Below are 22,216 nucleotides of genomic sequence, written 5' to 3'. Positions count from 1 at the left end.
CAGGGCGCTTAGAGCGCGCCCAGCACCACGCTGCGCAGACGAGTGCGGTTAGTCTCCGCGATTGAGCGGGCGACTTCGTCCATGCCGTTGAAGACCAGCACTGTCGACTGGCGGGGCACGCGGTGGGCGCGCAGGAAGGCCTTCTCGTCGTCGAAGTTGACCTTCACGAACAGTACGTCGCCCGACTGGCGCTGTTCGCGCAGTTCGTCGAGGATCGGTGCTTGCGCGCGGCAGGTCGGGCACCAGTCGGCATAGACGTCGACCACGATGGTCTTGCCCTTCTTCTGGGCCATCATGAACTCGGCTTCGTCATAGGGGGTCCACCCTTGCGTGCTGGCCTGTGCGGTCAGTTGCGTGGTGCCGATGACGAGCGCGCCGAGGGCGGCGATGAGGAGGAAGATGCGGGTCATTCGAGTAAGCTCCAACAGGGACTGTCCGGCACTATCGCCGGGATTGCCCTCGAAAGTTCGCGCGCACTCGCCCTTTGGTTACAGCGCCGGGGTCATTTCACTCGGCTGGTTGCGCAGCCGGGTTCGACCCTTGCGTCACCTTGCTCACCGCGACGATGGCGACCCACGCGGCGATGAAGCCCGGCACGATTTCGTATAGCCCTTCGCCGCCCATGAAGCTCGCATTCCAGCCAAGCGCTATCCACGCCATCACGACGCCGGCGCCCGTCACAAGCCCCGCCACCGCACCGGCTCCCGTCATGCCTTTCCATGTCAGCGCAAGGATGATCAGCGGCCCGAAGGCAGCGCCGAAGCCCGCCCAAGCGTTCGCGACAAGGCCAAGCACCTGGCTGTCGGGATCGCTCGCCATGATGACCGCAGCGATCGCGACCAGCGCAACGCAGATGCGACCTACATTCACCGCCTCGCGCTCGGTTGCATTCTTGCGCAGGAACAGGCGGTAGAAGTCTTCCGTCAGCGAGCTCGACGAGACCAACAGCTGCGAAGAGATCGTGCTCATGATCGCGGCGAGCAGCGCGGCGAACAGGAAGCCGGTTATGGCGGGGTGGAACAGCAGCTCTGACAGGACGATGAAGATCGTCTCGGCATCCTCGACCACCAGCCCGTTACGCTCCGCATAAGCGCGTCCGGCAAGGCCCATGCCGACCGCGCCCAGCAGCGAGACCGCCATCCATGAAAGGCCGTAAGTGCGCGCCCGCGCGACCTTCCTGACCGTGTCGATCGCCATGAAGCGCACGATGATGTGCGGCTGGCCAAAGTAGCCAAGGCCCCACGTCACTGCGCTGATGAAGCCGAGCAGGGTCAGCCCTTCGGTCAGGCTCAGGAACCCGTCGACCGGAACGTCGGCAAGCGAACCGCCCGCATCGCCGCCGCTGCCGAACATGACGACCAGCGGCATGATGACGAGCGCCAGCATCATGATGATGCCCTGCACGAAGTCGGTGAGGCTGACGGCAAGGAACCCGCCGACCATCGTGTAGGCGAGCACGATGCCGCAGGTGATGACGATGCCCAGCATGTAGTCGGAAAGCCCGATACCGGGCAGCAAGCCCGCAAAGGCGGTTTCGAACAGCTTGCCTCCGCCCACGAGCCCAGCGGCGGTGTACACGGTGAAGAACACCACGATCACGATCGCGCTGATAACGCGCAGGTTCGTGCCTTGGTCGGGGAAGCGGTTGGCGAGGAATTGCGGGATGGTGAGCGCGTTGCCGTAGCTCTCCGTCTGTTCGCGAAGGCGCGGGGCGACCACGACCCAGTTGACGACAGCGCCCACGAACAGCCCGATCCCGATCCACGCCGCGCTCAGACCAGCGATATACAATGCCCCCGGCAGCCCCAGCAGCAGCCAGCCCGACATGTCGCTCGCCCCCGCGCTCAGCGCGGCAACCGATGGCGGCAGGTTGCGCCCGGCCAGCATGTAGCCCTCGGACGTGTCGGTCGACTTCCTCCAGGCGTAAAGCCCGATGGCGATCATCAGGACGAAGTAGGCGGCAAGACTGGCAAGGGTTGCTGTGTTCATGATGGACCCGCGCCTAACAAACCGGCGCGCACATGACCACAGCGCACACCGAGCCGGGCCGTTTCGCTCCCCGGCTGGCGTTCCGGGCTAAGCCTCTTGCGCCCAGCCGCCCTTTGCGCGCAAGGATCGTGCGCACCGTTCGGCGCAGGCACAAAGTGTGGGTCCGACCGTTCAGGCATCACACACGACTTCAAGGCAGGGAACATCACCATGGCACACCACGACCGCTTCGCAGGCAGGACCGTCATCATCACCGGCTCTTCGGCTGGCATCGGAGAGGGGATCGCGCGGCGTTTCCATGCAGAGGGTGCCAATGTCGTCATCAACGCTCGCAATGCCGAGAAGTGCGCCGAGGTCGCCGACACGCTCGACGCGGATCGCACGCTGACCTGCCCCGGCGATGTCAGCTCCAGCGACTTTGCGAACGAGATCGTCGCCAAGACGGTTGAACGCTTTGGCGGGCTCGATTGCCTCGTCAACAATGCCGGCGTCGGCGGGTCGCACATGCTGCACAAGACCGGCGATGACGAGATCGACCGCATCATCGACATCAACGTCAAGGGCGTCATCTATCTGTGCCGCGCCGCGATCCCTCACCTGCGCAAGAGCGAGGCTGCGGGCGGCGGATCGATCATCAACATATCGAGCGTGTCGGGCATTGGCGGCGATTCCATGCTGCCGATCTACAACGCCTCGAAGGGCGCGGTGACCAACCTCACGCGTGGTCTGGCTCAGCAGATCGGCGGGATGGGCATCCGCGTCAACGCGATCAATCCCTCGATCACCCGCTCCGACATGGTCGATGGCATCTTGTCGAACGATGCTCTGGTCGAGGCGTTCATGCGCCGTGTGCCGATGGGCCGGATTGGTGAGCCTGAAGACATCGCCGCCGCTGCGGCTTTCCTTGCGAGCGAGGACGCCGCCTTCATCACCGGCGTCAATCTGCCGGTCGACGGCGGGGTCAGCGCATCGAACGGGCAGCCCAACTTCCTCGCTTACATGCAGCAGGGGTAGGGTTTCGCCTAAGCCCCTGCTATTGCAGCACTTGTAGGCAGAAGTGGACCGCATGTTACACGGTCCAGGGGCAAAAGCGGGTTTGTGTCACCTTAGGTGCGAAAAGTGTCACCTTGGGCGCTGAAAGTGTCACCTTTCGCCCAGAAACGCAGAATGAAGACCGATCCGTCATGCCGCGCCGTTTATCAGCCGCGCAGCATGTAGGAAAACGCGCTGCGCCCTTAAGGCGTGGTCAGCCAATAGAACTCGAACTTCTCCATCGACGATCCGAAATATTGCTGGTTCGCGGCATATTCGGGCGATTGCTGGACCTTCTCGAATCCGTCGGTGGTTTCCCATTCGACGAAGGTCAGCTGGTGCGGCGCGGTCGCATCGGGCGCATAGGCCTCGCGCTCCGGCATGCGCATCTTGTAGAGGAACCGCCCGCCTGAACGCTCAACCGCCGGCTCGATCCCGGTTAGATAGCGGTCGTAATCCGCCGTCGCCTCGTCGCTTTTGAGCCATGCGATGAGCACGGTGTAATGCTTGTCAGGGTCGGTCGCGATCTTGAGGTCGTGTTGCAACTCAGCCGAGTAGATATCGAGGCCGCTCCACGCCTCGGGCCGCGTCGCCTTGATCGCGGGCCAGTCGGGTTCGGCGGAGAAACTGTCGAGTGCCGCCTGGCTCGGCCACGAGAAGAAGGACACCGCCTGCGGGGCAAAGTCGCTGCGGATCGTCTGCCGGACATTCAATTGTCCGATGCGCGCATATCCGTGCCGCTGGGCAAGCGGGAATGCGGCTTGCCCGTAAGTGCGCGCAGCCTCGCGCCCGTCGGCTCGCTGCTGCGAGACGATGACCTGCAACACCTCGCCGCGCTTCATGTCGAGAGTGAAGGCCGGACTGGCGTTGGCGGTATGACCGTCTGCTTCAGCGAGCGCGGCGGTGGTGCCTGTTAACGTTGCTGCGGCAAGACATGCCGTTGCGCCCAGCAGGATGGATTTGAATAGGGTCATGGATCGTCTCCCGGTCCGAATTGGTTGGCGGACGCACCAATACCGCAAAGAATTGCGCAAAGTTGGCTAGATTTGCGGCATTATTGGTGCAATTGCGTTCCAATGGATGATTGGGACGATTTTCGGCTGATCCTCGCGATTGCGCGTTACGGTACCCTGCGAAGCGCGGCGAGCGAACTTGGCCTGACTCACACCACCGTCTCGCGCCGGCTGGCTGCGCTTCAGGCAAGGCGAGGGCAGGTCTTCGACAAGGTGCCCGGCGGCTACGCGCCGTCTCCTCTTGGAAAAGCCTTGATCGAAGTTGCTCAGGAGATGGAAGAGCTGTCGCTTAAGGGTGAGCGGTTCGAACGGGCGAGCAACCCGGACCTTGCAGGGGCGATACGGCTGTCGCTGCCGGAAGCGATCGCGCAATACCTCTTGCTGGAGGATCTGGTCGAATTCTCGCAGACCCATGCGGCAATCGACCTTCAGATCGAGACGAGTTCGCGTTTTGCCGATCTCGACCGCTGCGAGGCGGACGTGGTGGTGCGCGGTGCGAAAGATCCGCCGGGGCATCTGGTCGGCAGGCGGCTTTTTCCCAATTGCGTCACCTATCACGGCCAGCGCGATTATCTCGCCTCGACCCCGCCAGAAAAGCTGCGCTGGATAGCGCCAAGCCCGGAGGCGCGCACGCCCGGTTGGCTGGAAAAGTCACCCTATCCCAATGCTCCAATTGTGCTGAGCCTCGACGATGTGACCGCCCGCCACCGCGCGCTGGTCACGGGTTTGGGGCTCAGTCGCGGGGCATGCTTCATGGCCGATCCGGAGCCGGACCTCGTTCGCCTGCCGGGCGCTGATCCCGAGCCTTTGCAGGATATCTGGGTACTCACTCACCCGGACCTCAGAGACACGCCGAGGATCCGGGCGTTGATGGAGCATATCATCCAGGCGATGATGCGAAAGAAAGACCTGGTGACCGGGGCGCTGGGCTGATCCGGTCACGAGAGGTAGAGGCGGGCAGTGGAGAGCGGGGGGCTTACGCGCCCCTTGCTACGCCCTATTTGCTTCTTCTGGCCTTCTTGCGCTCATGCGGGCAGAGCAGGGTCTTGCGCAGACGGATCGACTTGGGCGTGACTTCGACCATTTCATCGTCGTCGATATACGCAATCGACTGTTCCAGCGTCATCCGGCGCGGCGGGGTAAGGCGGATGGAATCATCCTTGCCCGACGAACGGATGTTGGTGAGCTGCTTGGCCTTCATCGGGTTGACTTCGAGGTCGTCCGGCTTCGCGTTCTCGCCGATGATCATGCCTTCATAGAGCTTCATCTGCGGGCCCACGAACAATTCGCCGCGCTCTTCGAGCATGTTGAGCGCATAGGCATTGGACTCGCCATCGCCATTGGAAATGAGGACGCCATTATTCCTGCCGTCGATCTGGCCTTTGTATGGGCCGTACTTTTCGAACAGGCGGTTCATGATGCCGGTGCCGCGCGTGTCGGACAGGAATTCACCGTGATAGCCGATGAGGCCGCGCGACGGGGCGGAGAAGGTGATGCGGGTCTTGCCGATGCCCGAGGGGCGCATTTCGGTGAGGTCGGCTTTGCGCTTCTGCATCTTCTCGACGACAGTGCCCGAATGCTCGTCATCGACGTCGATGACGACCGTTTCGTAAGGCTCGGTGCGCTGGCCGTCTTCCTCGCGGAACAGCACCTTGGGACGGCTGATGCCCAGCTCGAACCCTTCGCGGCGCATTGTTTCAATCAGCACGCCGAGCTGAAGTTCACCGCGCCCGGCGACTTCGAAGGCGTCCTTCTGATCGCTTTCGGTGACGCGGATGGCCACGTTGGTTTCCGCTTCGCGCAGCAGGCGGTCGCGGATCATGCGGCTCGTCACCTTGTCGCCTTCGCGGCCTGCGAGGGGGGAATCGTTGACCGAGAATTGCATGGCGAGCGTTGGCGGGTCGATTTCCTGCGCCGCGATCGGTTCGGTGACCGACGGGTCGCAGATCGTATTCGCAACGGTCGCCTTTTCGAGGCCGGCAAGCGCGATGATGTCGCCCGCCTTGGCGCTTTCGACCGGAACGCGCTCAAGGCCGCGGAATGAAAGCAGCTTGGTCGCGCGCCCCGTTTCGACGACGTTACCGGCGATGTCGATTGCGTGGATCGGGTCGTTGATCTTGAGCGTGCCGGACTGGACGCGGCCCGTAATCACGCGGCCCATGAAATTGTCGCGGTCGAGCAGCGTTGCAAGGAAGCTGAACGGTGCGTTTTCTTCAAGACCCGGCTCGGGCACATGGTCGACGATAAGCTGGAACAGCGGCTGAAGGTCGCCCTCGCGCGCGGTCTCGTCATTCGATGCGTAACCATCGCGGCCCGACGCCCAGAGCGAGGGGAAGTCGAGCTGTTCGTCGTTCGCGTCGAGCGATGCGAACAGGTCGAACACTTCGTCGAGCACTTCCTGCGGGCGGCCATCGGGACGGTCGATCTTGTTGACGACGACGATCGGCTTGAGGCCCAGCGCTAGCGCCTTGCCGGTGACGAATTTGGTCTGCGGCATTGCGCCTTCTGCACTGTCGACCAGCAGGATCACCCCGTCGACCATGCTCAGAATACGCTCCACTTCGGCGCCAAAGTCGGCGTGGCCCGGAGTGTCGACGATATTGATACGGGTCACTTCGCCGTCGGGGGCTTCCCATTCGACGCTGGTGCATTTGGCGAGGATCGTGATCCCGCGTTCTTTTTCAAGATCGCCCGAGTCCATTGCGCGTTCTTCGATCCGCTGATTCTCGCGGAAAGTCCCCGATTGGCGGAACAACTGGTCCACCAGAGTGGTCTTGCCGTGGTCAACGTGCGCAATAATGGCGACATTTCGAAGCGAGGAGGGGGCCTTGGGCATCTTTTTCACTTTTCCAAAATTACCGGCTCGATGGTCGAAAGTGCCGGATTGCTGCGTTGTTGTGCAGCGCAATAGAAGGGTTTGATCGGCACAAAATGCTGCCACTTGAGGGACGCTACGGAAAGGGGAGCGCCCCGGTATCATGTTGCATTGCATCATTGCACGGAAAGTCGAGCGCGCGCCTAGCCCAAGGGAGGCCGGTGGGCAAGCTTTGACATCACGCACCGGGTCGAAAATGCCGATGAGAAACTGTGTCGGCAGTGCAACAATACCCTCAAGTCCCGTGCAAATCCGGGCGTTAGTTGCTTGTCGCTGATGCAACAGTGCTTTATTGCACGTGGCTAACTCCAGACTGTCGGAAATAAGCATCTGGGGATGCACATACAATCATCCGGCAGCTTTGGTGGGATATGAGGAGAGGATTTTCCATGCGTTCACCTGTTTCCGGCACCGCCGGGTCGTATCGTTTTGCGCTGCTCGCTGGCGCTGGTGCTCTTGCCCTGACCGCGCCCGGCGTCGCGATGGCGCAGCAAGTCGACAGCGACGATGCTGATCAGCTCGCACTTGAGCTCGAAGACGAAAGCAGCTCCAACGTCATCATAGTTACCGCATCGAAGCGCGAACAGACGCTTCAGGAAACGCCGATTTCGGTCAGCGTCACCAGCGGCGAAACGCTTGAGCAGGCGCAGATCCGCGACGTGCTCGACCTGCAGACGGTTACTCCGTCGCTGCGTGTCAGCCAGCTTCAGACTTCGTCGGCCTCGACCTTCATTATTCGCGGCTTCGGTAACGGCGACAACAACTTCGGTGTCGAGCCTTCGGTCGGCGTCTTCATCGACGGCGTGTTCCGTTCGCGCAGCGCCGGTGCCCTGTCCGACCTCAACAACGTCCAGCGCATCGAAGTCCTGAACGGTCCGCAATCGACCCTGTTCGGCAAGAACGCATCGGCCGGCGTCATCTCGATCGTCACGCGCGAACCGCAATTCGACTTTGGCGGCAGCGTCGAGGCGTCTTACGGCAACTTCAACAACCTGTTCCTTCGCGGCGATGTAACCGGCCCGATCAGCGACAATATCGCATTCTCGCTCGACGGAACTTACCAGAACCGCGACGGTACGGCTGAGATCGTCAATCTCGGTGTTGACCAGAACGATCGCAATCGCTGGTCTGCCCGCGGTCAGTTGCTGATCGAGCCCACGCCCGATTTCACCATTCGCGCAATCGCCGACTATTCGCGCATCGACGAAGTGTGCTGTCAGGTCGGCACCGTGGTGTTCGGCCCCACCGCTCCGGCGCTCAATTTGCTGGGCGGCCAGGTGCAGACGTTCGACACCTTCTTCGACCGCACGGCCAATCTCAACATCGTGCCAGAAAACGAGGTCGACAATTATGGCGGCTCGATCCAGATGGATTACGAGACCGATATGGGCCTCTCGTTCACCTCGATCACGGCCTACCGCGAGCTGAAGAACTTCTTCCGCTCGGACATTGATTACACCGCAGCCGACATCGCGAACGAACAGCGCGACCAGGAGGTCAAGACCTTCACGCAGGAATTCCGCATCACGTCGGATTTCGACGGTCCGATCAACTTCCTGCTTGGTGGCTTCTACTTCGATGAAACGATCACCCAGCTGAGTCAGGTCGAAAACGGGTCGCAAATCCGCGATTTCTTTGAAATTCTGGCTGGCGGAAATCCTGCCGATGTCCTCGCTGGCAATCCGAGTGTATTCAACGGGGTTGAAGCCGGCCTCGGTCTGCAGCAGGAATCGATCTTCCTGACACCGCTCCTTTCGGATGAAAACTTCCGGATGGAAAACACGGCATACTCGATCTTCGGTACGATCGATTTCGAGCCCGTTGACGGCCTCGTCTTCACGATCGGCGGTAACTACACCGACGACAGCAAGGATTTTGCCCTGTCGGCAAACATGCCCGATCCGCTCGCAAACGTGAACCTGGTCGATGCCTTCATCACTCTGGCGACCGCTGGCGGCGTGACAACCCGCGACCAGTTCCAGGCTCTGCCCGCTGCACAGCAGGCCGGGCTTCTGGCGGTTGCGACGACTCCATGCCCTCCCGGTACGCCTCCGGGCACGCCGACCTGCAACCCGTTCGTTGCGCTCTCGCCGTTCCAGTTCCAGCCGCCTTTCCTCAATGTGCCCAACGCGGTCGAGGATGGTCAGACGAATGATGACGAATTCACCTACCTGCTGCGTGCAGCCTATGAGGTGTCGCCGGAGATCAACGTCTATCTGAGCTACGCAACCGGCTTCAAGGCGAGCTCGGTCAACCTGTCGCGCGACAGCCGCCCGCTGGGTAGCGATTTTGTGGCAGGACCGGGCAACTCGACCTTCGCAGCGCCTTCAAGCCCGATCATCAACGCAGGTATCGCCACGGCAAACCTCGTTTCGGGAACGCGCTTTGCCGGTCCTGAAGAAACCGAAGTCTATGAAGTCGGCATCAAGGGTCAGTTCGACGGGGTTGGCTTCAACCTCGCGATCTTCGACCAGGCGATCGAAGGCTTCCAGAGCTTTGCCTTCACCGGCACGGGCTTTGCGCTGCGCAATGCGGGTAAGCAGTCGGTCAGGGGCTTCGAGTTCGACACCACGATCAACCCGACCGACGGTCTTGTTCTGACCTTCGCCGTCACGCATCTCGATCCGCTGTTCGACAGCTTCGTCGGATCGGTCGTGGGCGACCTTACGGGCGAACGTCCGGCAGGCATTCCGGCCTGGGCGATTGCCACGTCGGCGACCTACACTCACGAATGGGACAGCGGCACGCGCCTGATCACTCGCCTCGATTACAATCACGAATCGAACGAGGACATCAACAACGGCCTGCCGACCTTCAATGCGGCTCTGGGCAACACCCAGATTTTCCGCCGCGAAGTGAACCTCGTCAACGGCGCGATCACGCTCGCCCTGAATAGCGGGCTCGAACTCGGCCTCTGGGGCCGCAACCTGCTCGACGATGAATATATCCTCACCGTGTTTGACGGTGTGGCGCAATCGGGCACGGTCTCGGGCTATCCCAACCAGCCGCGCACCTATGGCGGCCTGGTTCGCTTCCGCTTCTGATCGAACGGATCAACCGAACAAGAAGGGGCTCCGCCAGCGATGGCGGGGCCCTTTTTCTTTGTTCGGTTCGGCTGATCGCAAAGCGGGCTCACGGATTTTGCAATTGCCCCGGGCGCGCTGCATGTGCAGTCTCAGGGATCAGGCGCTGCGATAGCCGCGCGAAGCGGATCACAAGGGGGCATCATGAGTGTCGATATCGCGCGCGTCTTTTCGGACAGCTGGGCCATGATCAAGCAGCGCTTCTTTCAGCTGCTTGGCATGTGGATCGTCTTCTTGGTCATCAACCTGCTTTACATGACGATCGGCGGTGCGTTCATGGGCGGGTCGATGTTTGCCATGGGCGCGGCGGCAACGGGCGTCGATGATCCGGGGGCTCTGCTGGGCGGGCTTGGCGTCGGGCTCGTCCTGATGATGATCCTTTTCTACCTCGGTTCGATGGTCATCATCTTCGCGCAGCAATGCGCCATGTCGGCGCTTGGCACCCCGCTCAGGCAGACGCCTTTCAATGAAGCCATGGTTGCCGGGTTCAAGGGAGGCGTGACCTTCATCGCGGTCTCGATCCTGCTGGCCATCGCCTATTTCGCCTTCTTCCTGGCCTACACGCTGATCGGGATGGTCCTGTCTTTGATCGGCGAGGCTGCGGTGGTGCTCACTGCCGTCTTGTTCCTGCCGCTCCTGATTTACCTTGCCTTGAGGCTGAGCGTCATAGTGCCGGTGGTCGCGGTCGACCGGGTGTTCAATCCGATCACCGCGATCCGGCGCGCATGGGGGATGACGTCTGGCAATGTGCTCTCGATCCTGGGCGTGTACCTCGTCATCATCGCGCTCGCACTGGTGCTGCTGATTGTGCCGTTCTCGCTGATGTTCGGATCGGTCTTTATCGCCGGAGCGACCGGGAGCGATGCTGCGAGCCTTGCAGCAGCCGGGTCGGTGATCGGCGGGTTCCTTCTCATCATCCCGCTGTTTCTGATCTATTCGGTCATCGCGATTGTCATCGGGGCCTGCCTGCACGCGCAGTTGACCGACACGCGGGCCGAAGAGGCGACGCGGACTTTCTCCTGAAGCGGGGGCAGGGCCTTCTCTTAGAGTTCGCGAAGCGCCTGTGCAGGCTTGGCGCGCAGCAGCGGCAGCGAGCCGCCCAGCGCAAAGGCAAGCACCATGGCAAGGCCAAGGCCCAGCACCGCGAGCACAGCGCCCCAATCGGGCAGCCAGTCGAATTCGAACAGCTGGGTGATGATAACCCAGGCAAGCCCCGATCCAAGCGCCAGTGCGACCAGCGCGAGAGCGCTGGCAATCAGGCCATACTCTGCCAGTTGCAGGCCAAGGATCTGTCGCCGGCTCGCTCCCAGCACCCGCAGGACCACCGTATCGTAGGTTCGGGCGGCACGTGCAGCGGCGATCGCTCCCATCAGAACCGCAAGCCCTGCCAGCACCGCGACCGCAGCCGCGGCAAGGGTCGCAAGGCCCACCTGCTCCAGCAGCGTGCGCGCCTGCACCAGCACTTCGCCCACCTCGACCACCGAGCTTGACGGATATTCGCGAACCAGAGCGCGCAACAATTCGCCGCGCTGCTGTGTGTCCGCGCCTTCGGGCAGTTCGATCGTCGCGGATAGCTTGTGCGGGGCATCGGCAATGGCGTTGCGCGAAAAGACCAGCGCGAAATTGAAACCCATCGTCTCCCAATCGATTTCGCGCAGGTTCGCGATGCGAACGTCGCGTTCAGAGCCGAGGATGCCGATGGTCAGCATGTCGCCGACCCCAAGGCCTGCCGCGTCGGCAAACTCCTTGTCGATGGAAACCAGGGCTTCGCCGTCATGCATCGGGCTCCACCATTCGCCCTCGACCACCCGGCTGCCGGTCGGGGCGGTGTCGGAATAGGTGATCCCGCGCTCACCGCGAAGGGCCCACGCGCCCTCGGGAATTTCCTCAAGTTCGGCGACCACCTGCATGTCGTCTTCGGGGCCAAAGGCGAGGATTGCGCCGCGCATCGTGGGGACGGTGCGGATGGCGGCGTCGGGGAATGGCTCCTGGATAAGCTCGTAAAAGCGATCTTCGCCCTCGACCGGCACGTCCAGCACGAAATAATCGGGCGCTTCTTGCGGGACGCGGCTCTGAATATTGCCGTCAATCGCGCTCTGGATCGCGGCGAGCAGGACGAAAGCTGCAAGGCCGAAACCAAGCGCCGTGACGAGCGCCGATGTCGGCGCGCCGGGGCGGTGGATGTTGGCTAGCGCGCTGCGCAGAAGCGGGTTGGAAGGACGCGGCAATTTGCGAGCGACCCATTGAAGGCCAAGCCCGAGACCCGCAAGCAGCACCAGCGCACCGCCCGCTCCGATCAGGAAGCCGCCGGAAAGCAGCGGCTGCGCCGTGGTCAAAAGAGCAAGCGCACAGATCGCCGCAATGCCAAGACCGGTGACGATAAGCGCACGCTTGTCGCGCGCGAGCGGCACGATCCGGCTGCGCATGAGAGCCATCGCGGGGAAGGACCGTGCGCGCAGCAGCGGCGCAGCGGCGAAGGCAAAGGCGACCAGCAGCCCGTAAGCGCCCGCCAGAAGCAGGGGCGCCGGTTCGATCACAAAGCCGCTTTCCACCGGGAGCAAACCTTCCAGTGCCATGCCGAGGATCGGCGTCACCAGCACCCCGGTTGCAAGGCCCAGCGCGCTGCCTGCAACGGCTGCAACGGCAATCTGAAGCGCATAGACGCGCACGATATCGCGCGATGATGCGCCGAGCACCTTGAGGGTCGCGATGCTCGCACGCCTCTGGTCGAGATAGGACGAGACGCCGCCTGCAATGCCGATCCCGGCAATCACCAGCGCGGCGAGGCCCACCAGCGTCAGAAAGTCGCTCATCTGCCGCACGAACCGATCCGCGCCGGGCGAGGCGCGGTCGCGGTTGCGGAAGTCGAAGCCTGCATTGGGGAACGCTTCTGTCAGGGCTTCCTCGATGGCTTCGGGATCGTCGGACTGATCCTCGAACGCGATGCGGTACTTGCTTTGGTAAAGCGATCCGGGTTGCAGCAGTCCTGCCGCCGCCGGGATGTCTTTGGCCACCAGGACAGTCGGGCCAAGCTGGAAGCCTTCCGAAAGGCGGTCAGGTTCGTCCTCGATGACGCCCGCTGCGCGCAGGGTCATCGTGCCGATGCGGAATTCTTCGCCCACAGCGATGTCGAGGCGGTCGAGAGCGCCTTGCGCGAGGAAGGCATCGTTAGCACTCGGCGCGCCCGGTTCGCGGCCATCGACAAGCGTGAAGTTGCCATAAAGCGGCCAGGCGTCATCGACGGCCTTCAGTTCTACAGGGGCGGCAGCGTCGTCAGTGGTCGCCATGGCTTGCAGGCGGTATCCGCCCGACAGCTGGCCATATTCGCCCAGAGTGCCCAGTTCCTCTTCGGTGAGGTCGCGCTGCCACACCTCGACCTCAAGATCGCCGCCCAGAAGCGCCTGACCCGAAGATTGCAGCTCGCGTTCGATCGAAGCGGTGAGCGTTCCGATGGCGGCAAGCGCTGCCGTACCAAGGAATATGCAGACCAGCAGCAGCCGCAGGCCCTTGAACCGCGCATTGAGGTCGCGCCGGGCGATGTGCCACGCGCCGCCCCAGGTCAAGCCGCCCGCGTCGACCTTGGCGCTCACTCCGCGGCCTCGCTGGCCGCAGCGATATCCGTGCGGGTGTCGGAGACGATCACGCCGTCCGCCATGGTCAGCACGCGGTCGCATTTCTCGGCGAGCAGCGGGTCGTGTGTGATGATGAGCAAGGTCGCGCCGGTTTCCGCACGGCGGGCAAACAGCAGGTCCACAATCTCCTCGCCCGTCGCAACGTCGAGATTGCCGGTCGGCTCATCAGCGAAGATCAGGCTGGGGCGCGGGGCGGTGGCGCGGGCGATGGCAACGCGCTGTTGCTCGCCGCCGGAAAGCTGGGTGGGGTAGTGGTCGATCCGGTGGCCCAGACCCACGGCGTTCAGTTCCGCCTCGGCGCGCGGGGTGGCATCGTCGCTTCCGGCCAGTTCCATCGGGGTGGCGACGTTTTCCGCCGCAGTCATGGTCGGCAGGAGGTGAAATGCCTGAAGCACGATCCCGATCCGCCCCCGGCGTGCAGCGGCCAGGCCGTCTTCGTCGAGCCTGGCGAAATCCTGTCCGGCGACCGTCAGATCACCGCCGCTCGCGCGTTCAAGGCCCGAAAGGACCGCCATGAGCGAGCTTTTGCCCGAACCCGAAGGCCCGAGCAGCGCGACCACTTCTCCATGGGCGATATCGAGATCGATCCCCTTAAGGATATCCACCGGCGCAGCATTGCTGCCGAGCGTAAGGGTCAGATTTCGGGCACAGATCGCCATGTCGGCGACATTAGCTGGGTTTGTCACTGTATTTGTCACAGGGCTCAAATGGGATAGGAACGGTTTTCAAACAAGATCGAAACGGAAGGTTCGCAGATCGCTATGCCCCCCTTGCAGAAACGTATACCCCTCTTTTTTGGTTTCAGCGCGGCGCTTTTGCTGGCCGCCTGCGGCTCCGAAGCTCCCGTAGAAGCGCCCCGAACCGAACCGGGCGCAATTGCCGAAGGAGAGCTTGCTGTGCCCGTCATGGGCGAGGAAGTGCGCATCCTTGCCTTCGGCGACAGCCTGTTCGCCGGCTACAATCTGGCCGAACCCGAAGGATATCCCGAGAGGCTCGAAGCGGCCCTGCGCGGGCGCGGTATCAATGCGCGCGTGATCGACGCAGGGGTGTCGGGCGACACAAGCGCTGCCGGGCGCGACCGGCTCCAATTCGTGCTCGATGGGCAGGGGGAAAAGCCTGACCTTTTCATTCTGGAGCTGGGCGGCAACGATTTGCTGCGCGGTCTTTCACCCGATGAAACGCGTGCCAATTTCGACGCAATGCTGACCACCTTGCGCGAGCGCGAGATCCCCGTGCTGCTGATGGGAATGCGCGCGCCGCCAAACTACGGGCCGGAATATCAGGCGCAGTTCGATGCGATGTATCGCGAGCTGGCGCAGCAATATGACACGGCGCTCATCCCGTTCTGGCTCGAAGACATTTACGAGGATCAGAGCCTGTTCCAGAACGATCGCATCCATCCCACGGCAGAGGGGATCGAGGCACTGGTCGCATCGACGGTGGACGAAGTGCAGGCGGCTTTGCCCGAAGACGCTGGCGAAGGTTAAATCCGCTCCAGCGCCCCACCGCTGACCCGCCACACGGCGGCTTCCTCCTCGATCTCGGCAAAGGGTGCGAGTTCGGTTCCGGTCATCCAGACCTGAGCCTTTCCGGCGCGCAGGCGGTCGAACAGCGCTTTGCGACGCACGGGGTCGAGGTGGGCGGCGACTTCGTCCAGCAGAAGGACGCTCGGTCGGCCCGACGAGGCAAGGACGCCGTGAGCAAGGGTGATGGCTATCAGCATCACCTTTTGTTCGCCGGTGGAACACGACGCGGCAGGCTGGCCGGTTCCCATCATCACCACTTCCAATTCATCGCGATGCGGCCCGGTCAGCGCGCGTCCTGCGGCCCGGTCGCGTGGGCGGGCGCGGGCAAACTCGGCAAGCAGTTCCTCGGGAGAGAGAGGCCCGCCGGGGCGATAGGTCAGGATCGGGCGGGCAAAGGGTTCGGGCGGGAATGCCGTCAATTCGTCGCTCAGCATCGCAATCAGGCGCGAGCGGGTGGCGGCAACCACGCTGCCATGCTGCGCCGCCTGTGCCTCGATCGCGTCGAGCCAGCGCGCATCGCCGCGTTCTTCGAGAAGGCGGTTTCTTTCGCGTAGCGCGATCTCGAGCTGGTTCACCGCCTTTGCGTGCCCCGGCTCAATCGCGAGCGCCATCCGGTCGACAAAGCGCCTGCGTGCACCTGCGCTGTCGGTGAATAGGCCATCCATTGCCGGGGTGAGCCAGGAAACCGCATGCCATTCTGAGAGCGCGCTGGCGCTCGCATCGGCTCCGTTGATGCGTACCAGACGGCGGGTGGGGCGCTCGGCCTCAGTATAGGTGCCGATGCGGGCGGACACCTGTCCCTGCTCGATCAGGCTGGCCCCGATGGCGAAGGCTCCGGGCGGCGTGTCGCCGGGGGCTTTGCGCGCGAGCTCTGCAAGGTTCGCACGGCGCAGGCCCCGGCCCGGACTGAGCAGCGAAATCGCTTCGAGAACGTTGGTTTTCCCAGCGCCATTCTCCCCCACGAGCAGGTTGAAATGCGCGGTCTCGGCAAGCTCGCTGGCCGCATGGTTGCGGAAGTTCTGCAAGGTGATTTTCGCGAGCGCCATAGGTTCGAATGCGGTTAGCATGCGGGCGCGAAAAGGCCATCAAAAGCAACGTTCAAATCCCCGATCCCAAACAGTGGGATTTTTTCCCAACCTTTCGGATTGATGAACGAGAGGTTCAGGTTCGTCAGAGTTAAGAATGGCTGAATTCCGCCATTCTTCGAGTTTGGCACACCTCCTGCAAAGTGTTTGGCAACCCCGGGATGGTCCCGGGAAACACAAACAGGAGACTACGAGTTATGCGCAGCTCAACATAAGCGATTTTATGTGCAGAAAGACTTTATGTGCAGCTATCATCTGAAGATACTGAAATTCAAAGGATACCCGTCGGTTTCGTCAGCATAATCGGTGGACGGATTGGTGCAGCCTCAATCCGCGCTCGCGTCTGAGCCTAACAAGATTGTAACCCTGTCTGGGAACCAGATTGCGGGAGGGGGTGCTAATCAACTAGTCGTGAAACCAATGGCGCTGGAAATGGCATGTGCTTTCTGGGTCGCTGTCGCGATTATGCCAGCGGCTCCGGTGAGCGCACAAAAGACCGACGAGCAGGTAAGCGAGTCTGATCCGTCAATCGGTCGCGGCATTTCAGGCAGTTGCCCGTGCCCTCTCCATGTAGTTGGAGCCGGTCGGCGATGTGGCGGTCGAAGTGCGTGGAGCAAACCGGGTGGGAGGTCTCCAGCATGCTATGATGGCGATGTCAGTCAGGCGATGGTCGACCGCAACCGCCGCCAATTGCGTCGACCGTAGCCATTGCTCGGAAATTCAGTCTTCCCAACGGTCATTTTCCAACTCGGTCGCCGACGGGCGCATATTGGTGAATGCCGTCCTGTCCTGTTCGGTCATCTCGTTCGCCCTGACCGCATCGAGTGCCATTTCTCCGGCAAGGGTCCTTCGCGCAACTTCTTCGAGGTGATGGAAATAGTTGCTGTCGGCGATCACAAGACGGTCTCGGCCACCAACGGTCAACACCACGGGTTGCTTGGTGGCGAGGTCAAGGACGCTGCTCGTGTTATTCAAGAATTGCGCCCAGGATACGCTTGGTTGATTTCCGCCCTTTCCCACAGAACCTAGTCTAATCGAAATCGGTGGAAGATCGCCAGCAAATTTGCCTCGGACAACGGTGCCCGACAGGCCGCGAATGACACCGCTCTTACGGAATCGTTACGCCCACGTTTTTGAGAATTTCAAGGATCCCCGGGACATGCTTCTTGATGTTGGCGCGTTCGATGCCGGTGCCTGACAAGTCGAGAAGCACGTTCATTTTTTCGTCGGCCGAGCTATGGATATAGTGCAAGACCGAATTAAAGTCGGCGTGCCTCAGGTGAAGTGCCACTTTTCGCGGGTCTTTGGTCTTCGCCAACGCCTCCATGGCACAGGAATGTCTGAGCACATGCGGGGTCACCTTCTTGCGACTAATCGAAGGCATCGTCTCTGTCGCTTTCGTCACGTATTTGTTCAGAATATAGGCGATCCCGCCGCGTGTGATTGGCTCGCCGCGTCGATTCACGAAAATCCGACTGCTTCGAATATGTGCAGGGCGAGCTTCGCGCCAGGCCTCCACGGCAAGGACGCACTCTTTCGGCAAGCGAACGATATCGGTCCTTCCCCCTTTGCCATGGATCACCATCGTCGGCTCGGCGCCGAGCCACAGATCGTCGGCTGAGATCGAACACGCTTCGGAAACCCGTAAGCCGTGGGCATAGATCAGCGTAAGAAGAGCGTGGTCTCGGAGCGCCCAAGGATCGTTGCCGCAAGTCGCGGCAAGGATCACCTTGACCTGAGCATCTGCCAGATAATCGACAGTCCCTTTTTTGTATTTCTTGCCCGATATGAGCATCACCCTTGCGGCATCCACGATAAGTCGGGGCTGATGTCTTGATGCAAACGCAAAAAAGGTTTTCACCGCTGACAGCCGTTGATTGCGCGTGCGGACACTGTTTTTACGGCGCACCTCTAAATGCGTCAGGAAATCCAGAACGCTGTCGATCGAAAGATGCCTTGGAAGGATTGTCGATACGAGCACTCCGCGTTGTTCGGCGATATACGAGAGATACAACAACAACCCATCGCGATAGCTTTTCTGCGTTTCGTGACTTAGACCGCGCTCTTCGCCTAGATATTTTATGAAGTAATCGCTGATCAGTCGGGAGAGTTCGAGATGATCACTTTTGCTCATGACGCGCCCCTGCCAGATGAGAAGCAAGTTGGTGGCTCAGACCAGGAAGAAGTCTGAGGTAGTAGTAGGTCGAGTCGACGCTCACATGTCCGAGATGGGTGCTGAGCGCGACGATGTGATTCTCGACCGCCTGCTCGGTTTCTGCACATTGGGCGAGTGAGCGAACCGCGAAAGTATGACGCAGATCATGGATGCGGGGCGCCCCGCTCCCGGCCCGACCATACATTCGTAAATGGTCGGTGCAGCGCCGAAAGTGCATCTGCATTGTTGGTTTTGCCGGGGGGCGGTTGTGCGAGGAGACGAAAAACGCAGGGCTGTCGAGCTTGTTCGGTCTTTTGGATATGTATGTGGCGAGGCGCTTGATAGTGGTTGGGTCAAGATAGACATGGCGGCTGCGATCAAACTTGCTGTTGTAAACGGTCAGGCGGTCGCCATCGTAGTCCTCGAGCCTAAGGCGTAGTGCTTCTCCGAGGCGCATGCCGGAGGCTGCCAGAAGCCCGATGATAGTTTGCATCGTGACTGTCATCTGCGGGTCGTCACGGTGTCGCACCACGGGGAACGCATCAATGACCTGCTTGATCTCCTGTGGCTTGTATATAAAAGGCAGGAACCTAGGCCCCAAGTTTCGCCGATCCTGGTATTGGTCGTCGACGCGTTCGTGCCTGGGATCTTCCGCACGCAGAAATCTTGCCAAACCGGCGACGGGCCACTTATGCTCGGCCCTGGCTTTTGCATTCGGAAACTGATCCAGCCAGAAGTCGACGTTCTCGCATGTAATATGCTTGGCGCCGATGCCTTCGACGAACTTTGCGTAGTTCCGAAGCTTATATTTCAGCCCTCTGTCCTTGTAGCCTAGGACAGCGCGAGCCTCGATGTAACGCTCGACGTCTTCCCTCATTGCTCCTCTCCTGGCCAAGGCTGAGCGATTTGCCTCAGTCTTTCTGCATCGGCCTTTGCATAAATCATCGTGGTCGTTGGCAGGCGATGGCGCAGGGCACGACCGATCTCTGGCAGTGTGCAGCCTTCGCTCAGAAGTTTGGATGCAATCGCATGTCGGTAAAGATGCGCTGCACCTTTGCCTCGATAGCCCTGCCGTCTCAATTCATCGTGCACGCTTGTCGAGATCTGGTTGTGACTCAAACCGCAGTAGGGCCTTCGTAGCCGGATAAAGACATGAGGATCCTCCGATTTGGGGCGGCCATCTCTCGTCCATGCCTCGATCGCCCGGGCGATGTCTTTGGTCAGCGGCATGATGTCTTCGCGCCGGTTTTTCGACAGAGTACGAAACTCAGCTTCCTCCCAGTCGATGTCCGAATATTTCAGGGTTGAAAGTTCGCGCGCCCGCGCGCCAGTGTCGGCCAGGATTGTCATCATGGCGCGGTTGCGCAGGCCTGTCGCGGTTGAGGTGTCGCAACCCTCGATGTAGGCTCTGAGCTCACCGTAGGAGGCTTCTGTTGGAAGGCGTGTATGCCGGTAAACTGGCCGTGAAATTATCGCTTCGACGAGATCGGCCGAACACTCGCCACGTATTGCTCGAAACCGGATGTATCCGCGGATGATGGAAATGATCGTGCTTTGTCGGCCAGGTGACTTGCCCGTGATCGCTGCCTGTACAACGTCGCGGATGTGGCGGGCCGTCCATAGGGAAGCATCCTCGCCCAATTGCGGATGGCATCGCTCGAGGCAGCTGACCTGGCCTCGGATCGTGTCTTTGACGAGGCCCCGATCATGTTCGAGATAGTGAGCATAGGCCGCGACGCTTTCGGGTTTCTCCCACCCGGCCTCTTTCTGGCGGACGACCAACCCGTTCTCCTTGACGATCGGTTTGTCATCGAGGAACCGCTGCCAGCGATATAGCGCACGCGGTCGAATCAATTGACTGTCTTTTGAAGGCTTGTCCGCCAGACACTGAAAACATGGGCAGCCGGACGTGTGCGCAACAAATGCTTCGATCCGATCGGGAAAGAGCTCACCCTTGCGAACACCGTTCAATCGGCACCAGATAATAAGGTGGACGATTTGAGACCAATCTCGTTGCGCAACTTTCTCTGACTGGCATTCACTCAGCAGCCGGTCGTGGAACTTTCTCGCTACCGTGACGTCTTCATGCGCCCAGTCGAATGAATTCATTGCGCCTTGGTACTGGGCGAAAAGAACGAGACGCGGGATTATTTTGAGCCGATTGAAGCTGGTCCGAGGCGTCACATCGCGTGCGCACACCGCCCGATGGACGGTTTTTGTTACTTCTCCAAGCGAAGCGGTAGGCTGGATCGTTCCGGCCTGGAGCAATTCGGCAAATGCGAGTGCTGTGCGCCGAAAAGCCGAGGCGGCTGTTGGCCCTGTCGCGCGTTCGCAGAAATCGGCCATGTGTTCGGGCTGTTGAAGTGCCACGGCGAAGGGGGATCCTCCGCCAAAAGGACGTGTAAATGCGTTGAGCATTTGCTCGACGCGGTTCGCTCCTAGAAAGTAGCGTTGATCTGTCATGTTTGGTGTATCCAGCATTATTGGCGCAGCGGTCTTCCACTGCAGATTGACAAGAACCCAAAAATGCGAGATCAGAGAGTTTGTGACATAGTCATTTCGAGGTCGTCGGCGTACCAGCACCGGCGGCCTCGCGCATTTCTGGAACGGAAATGGTTGAAAGCAGCGTGCTTCTTCAAGTCATGGTCGTCTTCCTTCCAACATTCTCAGTCTGAAAGAGCTGCTCCAGCTGTGGCTTGGCAAGCTTGCAAACTTTCGGTCGTTATCGCGCCGCCTTGACGTAAGACTCCGCAATGGCGGTGATTCGGTTTTGCTTGCACATTCCGCTGCGACAATAAATGTACAACGGAACTGAGATGCGTTGCATGGCGGAAAACAAAGATGGCCGACGGTCGCAAAACCACACCTGCCGACAGGATGCGAACCGCGCTCACCTTTCGCTACGCCGATCGCGCGTGGCGAGGGAATCCCGGCGCTGCTAAGAAGCCAAAACCGGTCGAGCATCGCCTTTACCCAAGGTATCTCGACGGAACACACGTGCCGAAGGATGGGCCGGGCAGCGTGATTGCAGATCTGGAACAGAGTGTTCCCGAGGCTGTCCGCATCTTTCGCAGCCCGCTCTGGGTTCTTCTCCAGGGCAAAGAACTCAACGCTGACGATTTGAGAAGGCCAATCGAAGAAGGCGGGGTGGGGTTGCTCGGAGGAGAGTTTCGCGACCTCGCCGAAATCGAACGGCTTGTGATTCAGACCGAAATCGACCTTCACCTGCATTCGCCCAGCATTGGCGAGGCGCGGATCGAAGATACTCGGCGGCGTGTGACTTATATCGGGCTGCCGAGCGTCTTGGAGGAATTTGCGGAACAGTTCGGAAGGTTGATCGGTGAGCAGATCATGCGATGGAATGCGCGGCTTATGAGGCTCCGGGAGTATGAAGCACTCTCTCGATCATTGCCGTATCGACCACAGTACACGGGCGATGATCGCGAGGCAATTTGCGAGCCGGCCGCGCCTGAAATCTCTGCGGCGACGGTTCACATCCACGCGTCCAAGCAACCCATCGATGTTCATCCCAGGTGGCAATGGGTGCTCTCATTGGATCGGCGGCATTCCGCGCTCGTATCGGTGCTGCTGCTTGTGTGTTGGATATTCGTTCGCGACCCTTTCGTTGAAGTCTTCACGGCCATCCTTTTCGCATTGAACGCCGTATGCGCCAAATGGCGATGGGTGTTTGACTATCCGCGAGCGTTAGAGACTTAGGTTGCTCATTTTGACCTTCTCGGCGCAAACGCGCACTGTCGTTCTATCGTCATCATTACGAACCTCGACCTTTCACAAATCACTGTCCTGTCTCGGTCCCACAGGCATC

17 protein-coding genes are annotated in these 22,216 nt (G+C 60.8%); 6 read left to right on the top strand and 11 right to left on the bottom strand.

Annotation, left to right across the window (positions count from 1 at the left end; all coding sequences use genetic code 11):
• Positions 1-8 precede the first annotated feature (8 nt).
• Together CD351_RS13035 and putP are read right to left on the bottom strand one after the other, a co-directional pair.
• The gene (locus CD351_RS13035; protein ID WP_111993036.1) at positions 9-410 is read right to left on the bottom strand and encodes a thioredoxin family protein; all 402 of its coding nucleotides are present in this window, start codon (positions 408-410) and stop codon (positions 9-11) included.
• Between the two features lie 97 nt (positions 411-507).
• The gene (putP, locus tag CD351_RS13030) at positions 508-1,989 is read right to left on the bottom strand and encodes a sodium/proline symporter PutP (RefSeq protein ID WP_111993035.1); all 1,482 of its coding nucleotides are present in this window, start codon (positions 1,987-1,989) and stop codon (positions 508-510) included.
• A gap of 210 nt (positions 1,990-2,199) precedes the next feature.
• Between putP and CD351_RS13025 the strand changes: the two genes are divergently transcribed.
• A complete protein-coding gene (locus CD351_RS13025) occupies positions 2,200-3,003 on the top strand; it encodes an SDR family NAD(P)-dependent oxidoreductase (RefSeq protein WP_111993034.1) in 804 nt (267 codons plus the stop codon).
• Between the two features lie 221 nt (positions 3,004-3,224).
• Here the strand turns inward: CD351_RS13025 and CD351_RS13020 are convergent, their stop codons facing one another.
• Positions 3,225-3,995, bottom strand: coding sequence for a hypothetical protein (locus CD351_RS13020; protein WP_111993033.1), 771 nt, complete (start codon positions 3,993-3,995; stop codon positions 3,225-3,227).
• Positions 3,996-4,097: 102 nt separating this feature from the next.
• Between CD351_RS13020 and CD351_RS13015 the strand changes: the two genes are divergently transcribed.
• Positions 4,098-4,967 carry a LysR family transcriptional regulator gene (locus CD351_RS13015; protein ID WP_111993032.1) on the top strand — a complete coding sequence of 290 codons (870 nt, stop codon included), beginning with the start codon at positions 4,098-4,100 and terminating at the stop codon, positions 4,965-4,967.
• A gap of 64 nt (positions 4,968-5,031) precedes the next feature.
• On the opposite strand, the gene typA is transcribed toward CD351_RS13015, so the two are convergent.
• On the bottom strand, positions 5,032-6,870 hold the full coding sequence (typA, locus tag CD351_RS13010) for a translational GTPase TypA (RefSeq protein WP_111993755.1): 1,839 nt from the start codon (positions 6,868-6,870) through the stop codon (positions 5,032-5,034).
• 428 nt (positions 6,871-7,298) lie between these two features.
• On the opposite strand from typA, the gene CD351_RS13005 reads away from it, so the two are divergent.
• A complete protein-coding gene (locus CD351_RS13005) occupies positions 7,299-9,953 on the top strand; it encodes a TonB-dependent receptor (protein ID WP_111993031.1) in 2,655 nt (884 codons plus the stop codon).
• Positions 9,954-10,136: 183 nt separating this feature from the next.
• Positions 10,137-11,015, top strand: a complete 879-nt coding sequence (locus CD351_RS13000; RefSeq protein ID WP_162627726.1) for a hypothetical protein — start codon at positions 10,137-10,139, stop codon at positions 11,013-11,015.
• 20 nt (positions 11,016-11,035) lie between these two features.
• On the opposite strand, the gene CD351_RS12995 is transcribed toward CD351_RS13000, so the two are convergent.
• Both CD351_RS12995 and CD351_RS12990 read right to left on the bottom strand, forming a co-directional pair.
• Positions 11,036-13,582: an ABC transporter permease gene (locus tag CD351_RS12995; protein ID WP_111993029.1), complete on the bottom strand. Its 2,547-nt coding sequence runs from the start codon at positions 13,580-13,582 to the stop codon at positions 11,036-11,038.
• On the bottom strand, positions 13,579-14,283 hold the full coding sequence (locus CD351_RS12990) for an ABC transporter ATP-binding protein (protein WP_111993028.1): 705 nt from the start codon (positions 14,281-14,283) through the stop codon (positions 13,579-13,581). The genes CD351_RS12995 and CD351_RS12990 overlap by 4 nt, the downstream gene beginning before the upstream one ends.
• A 102-nt stretch (positions 14,284-14,385) precedes the next feature.
• Between CD351_RS12990 and CD351_RS12985 the strand changes: the two genes are divergently transcribed.
• A complete protein-coding gene (locus CD351_RS12985) occupies positions 14,386-15,111 on the top strand; it encodes an arylesterase (RefSeq protein ID WP_111993027.1) in 726 nt (241 codons plus the stop codon).
• Here the strand turns inward: CD351_RS12985 and recF are convergent.
• The 5 genes from recF to CD351_RS12960 form a co-directional block, all read right to left on the bottom strand.
• Positions 15,108-16,196, bottom strand: a complete 1,089-nt coding sequence (gene recF / locus CD351_RS12980; RefSeq protein ID WP_111993754.1) for a DNA replication/repair protein RecF — start codon at positions 16,194-16,196, stop codon at positions 15,108-15,110. The two genes, CD351_RS12985 and recF, sit on opposite strands and share 4 nt — an antisense overlap.
• Positions 16,197-16,955: 759 nt before the next feature.
• Positions 16,956-17,210 carry a hypothetical protein gene (locus CD351_RS12975; RefSeq protein WP_162627725.1) on the bottom strand — a complete coding sequence of 85 codons (255 nt, stop codon included), beginning with the start codon at positions 17,208-17,210 and terminating at the stop codon, positions 16,956-16,958.
• 133 nt (positions 17,211-17,343) lie between these two features.
• Positions 17,344-18,369 (bottom strand): tyrosine-type recombinase/integrase, encoded by a 1,026-nt coding sequence (locus CD351_RS12970; protein WP_111993025.1) that lies wholly within the window; start codon positions 18,367-18,369, stop codon positions 17,344-17,346.
• On the bottom strand, positions 18,356-19,267 hold the full coding sequence (locus CD351_RS12965; protein WP_111993024.1) for a tyrosine-type recombinase/integrase: 912 nt from the start codon (positions 19,265-19,267) through the stop codon (positions 18,356-18,358). The genes CD351_RS12970 and CD351_RS12965 overlap by 14 nt, the downstream gene beginning before the upstream one ends.
• The gene (locus CD351_RS12960; RefSeq protein ID WP_162627724.1) at positions 19,264-20,853 is read right to left on the bottom strand and encodes a tyrosine-type recombinase/integrase; all 1,590 of its coding nucleotides are present in this window, start codon (positions 20,851-20,853) and stop codon (positions 19,264-19,266) included. Before CD351_RS12960 ends, CD351_RS12965 begins: the two co-directional genes overlap by 4 nt.
• Before the next feature lie 378 nt (positions 20,854-21,231).
• On the opposite strand from CD351_RS12960, the gene CD351_RS12955 reads away from it, so the two are divergent.
• Positions 21,232-22,107 carry a hypothetical protein gene (locus tag CD351_RS12955; protein WP_111993022.1) on the top strand — a complete coding sequence of 292 codons (876 nt, stop codon included), beginning with the start codon at positions 21,232-21,234 and terminating at the stop codon, positions 22,105-22,107.
• Positions 22,108-22,216: the final 109 nt, after the last annotated feature.

This window comes from Erythrobacter sp. KY5, from assembly GCF_003264115.1.
In the GTDB taxonomy this organism is placed as follows: domain Bacteria; phylum Pseudomonadota; class Alphaproteobacteria; order Sphingomonadales; family Sphingomonadaceae; genus Erythrobacter.
Note: the sequence above shows the minus strand (reverse complement) of the source record. Positions and strands in the feature narration are given on the sequence as shown.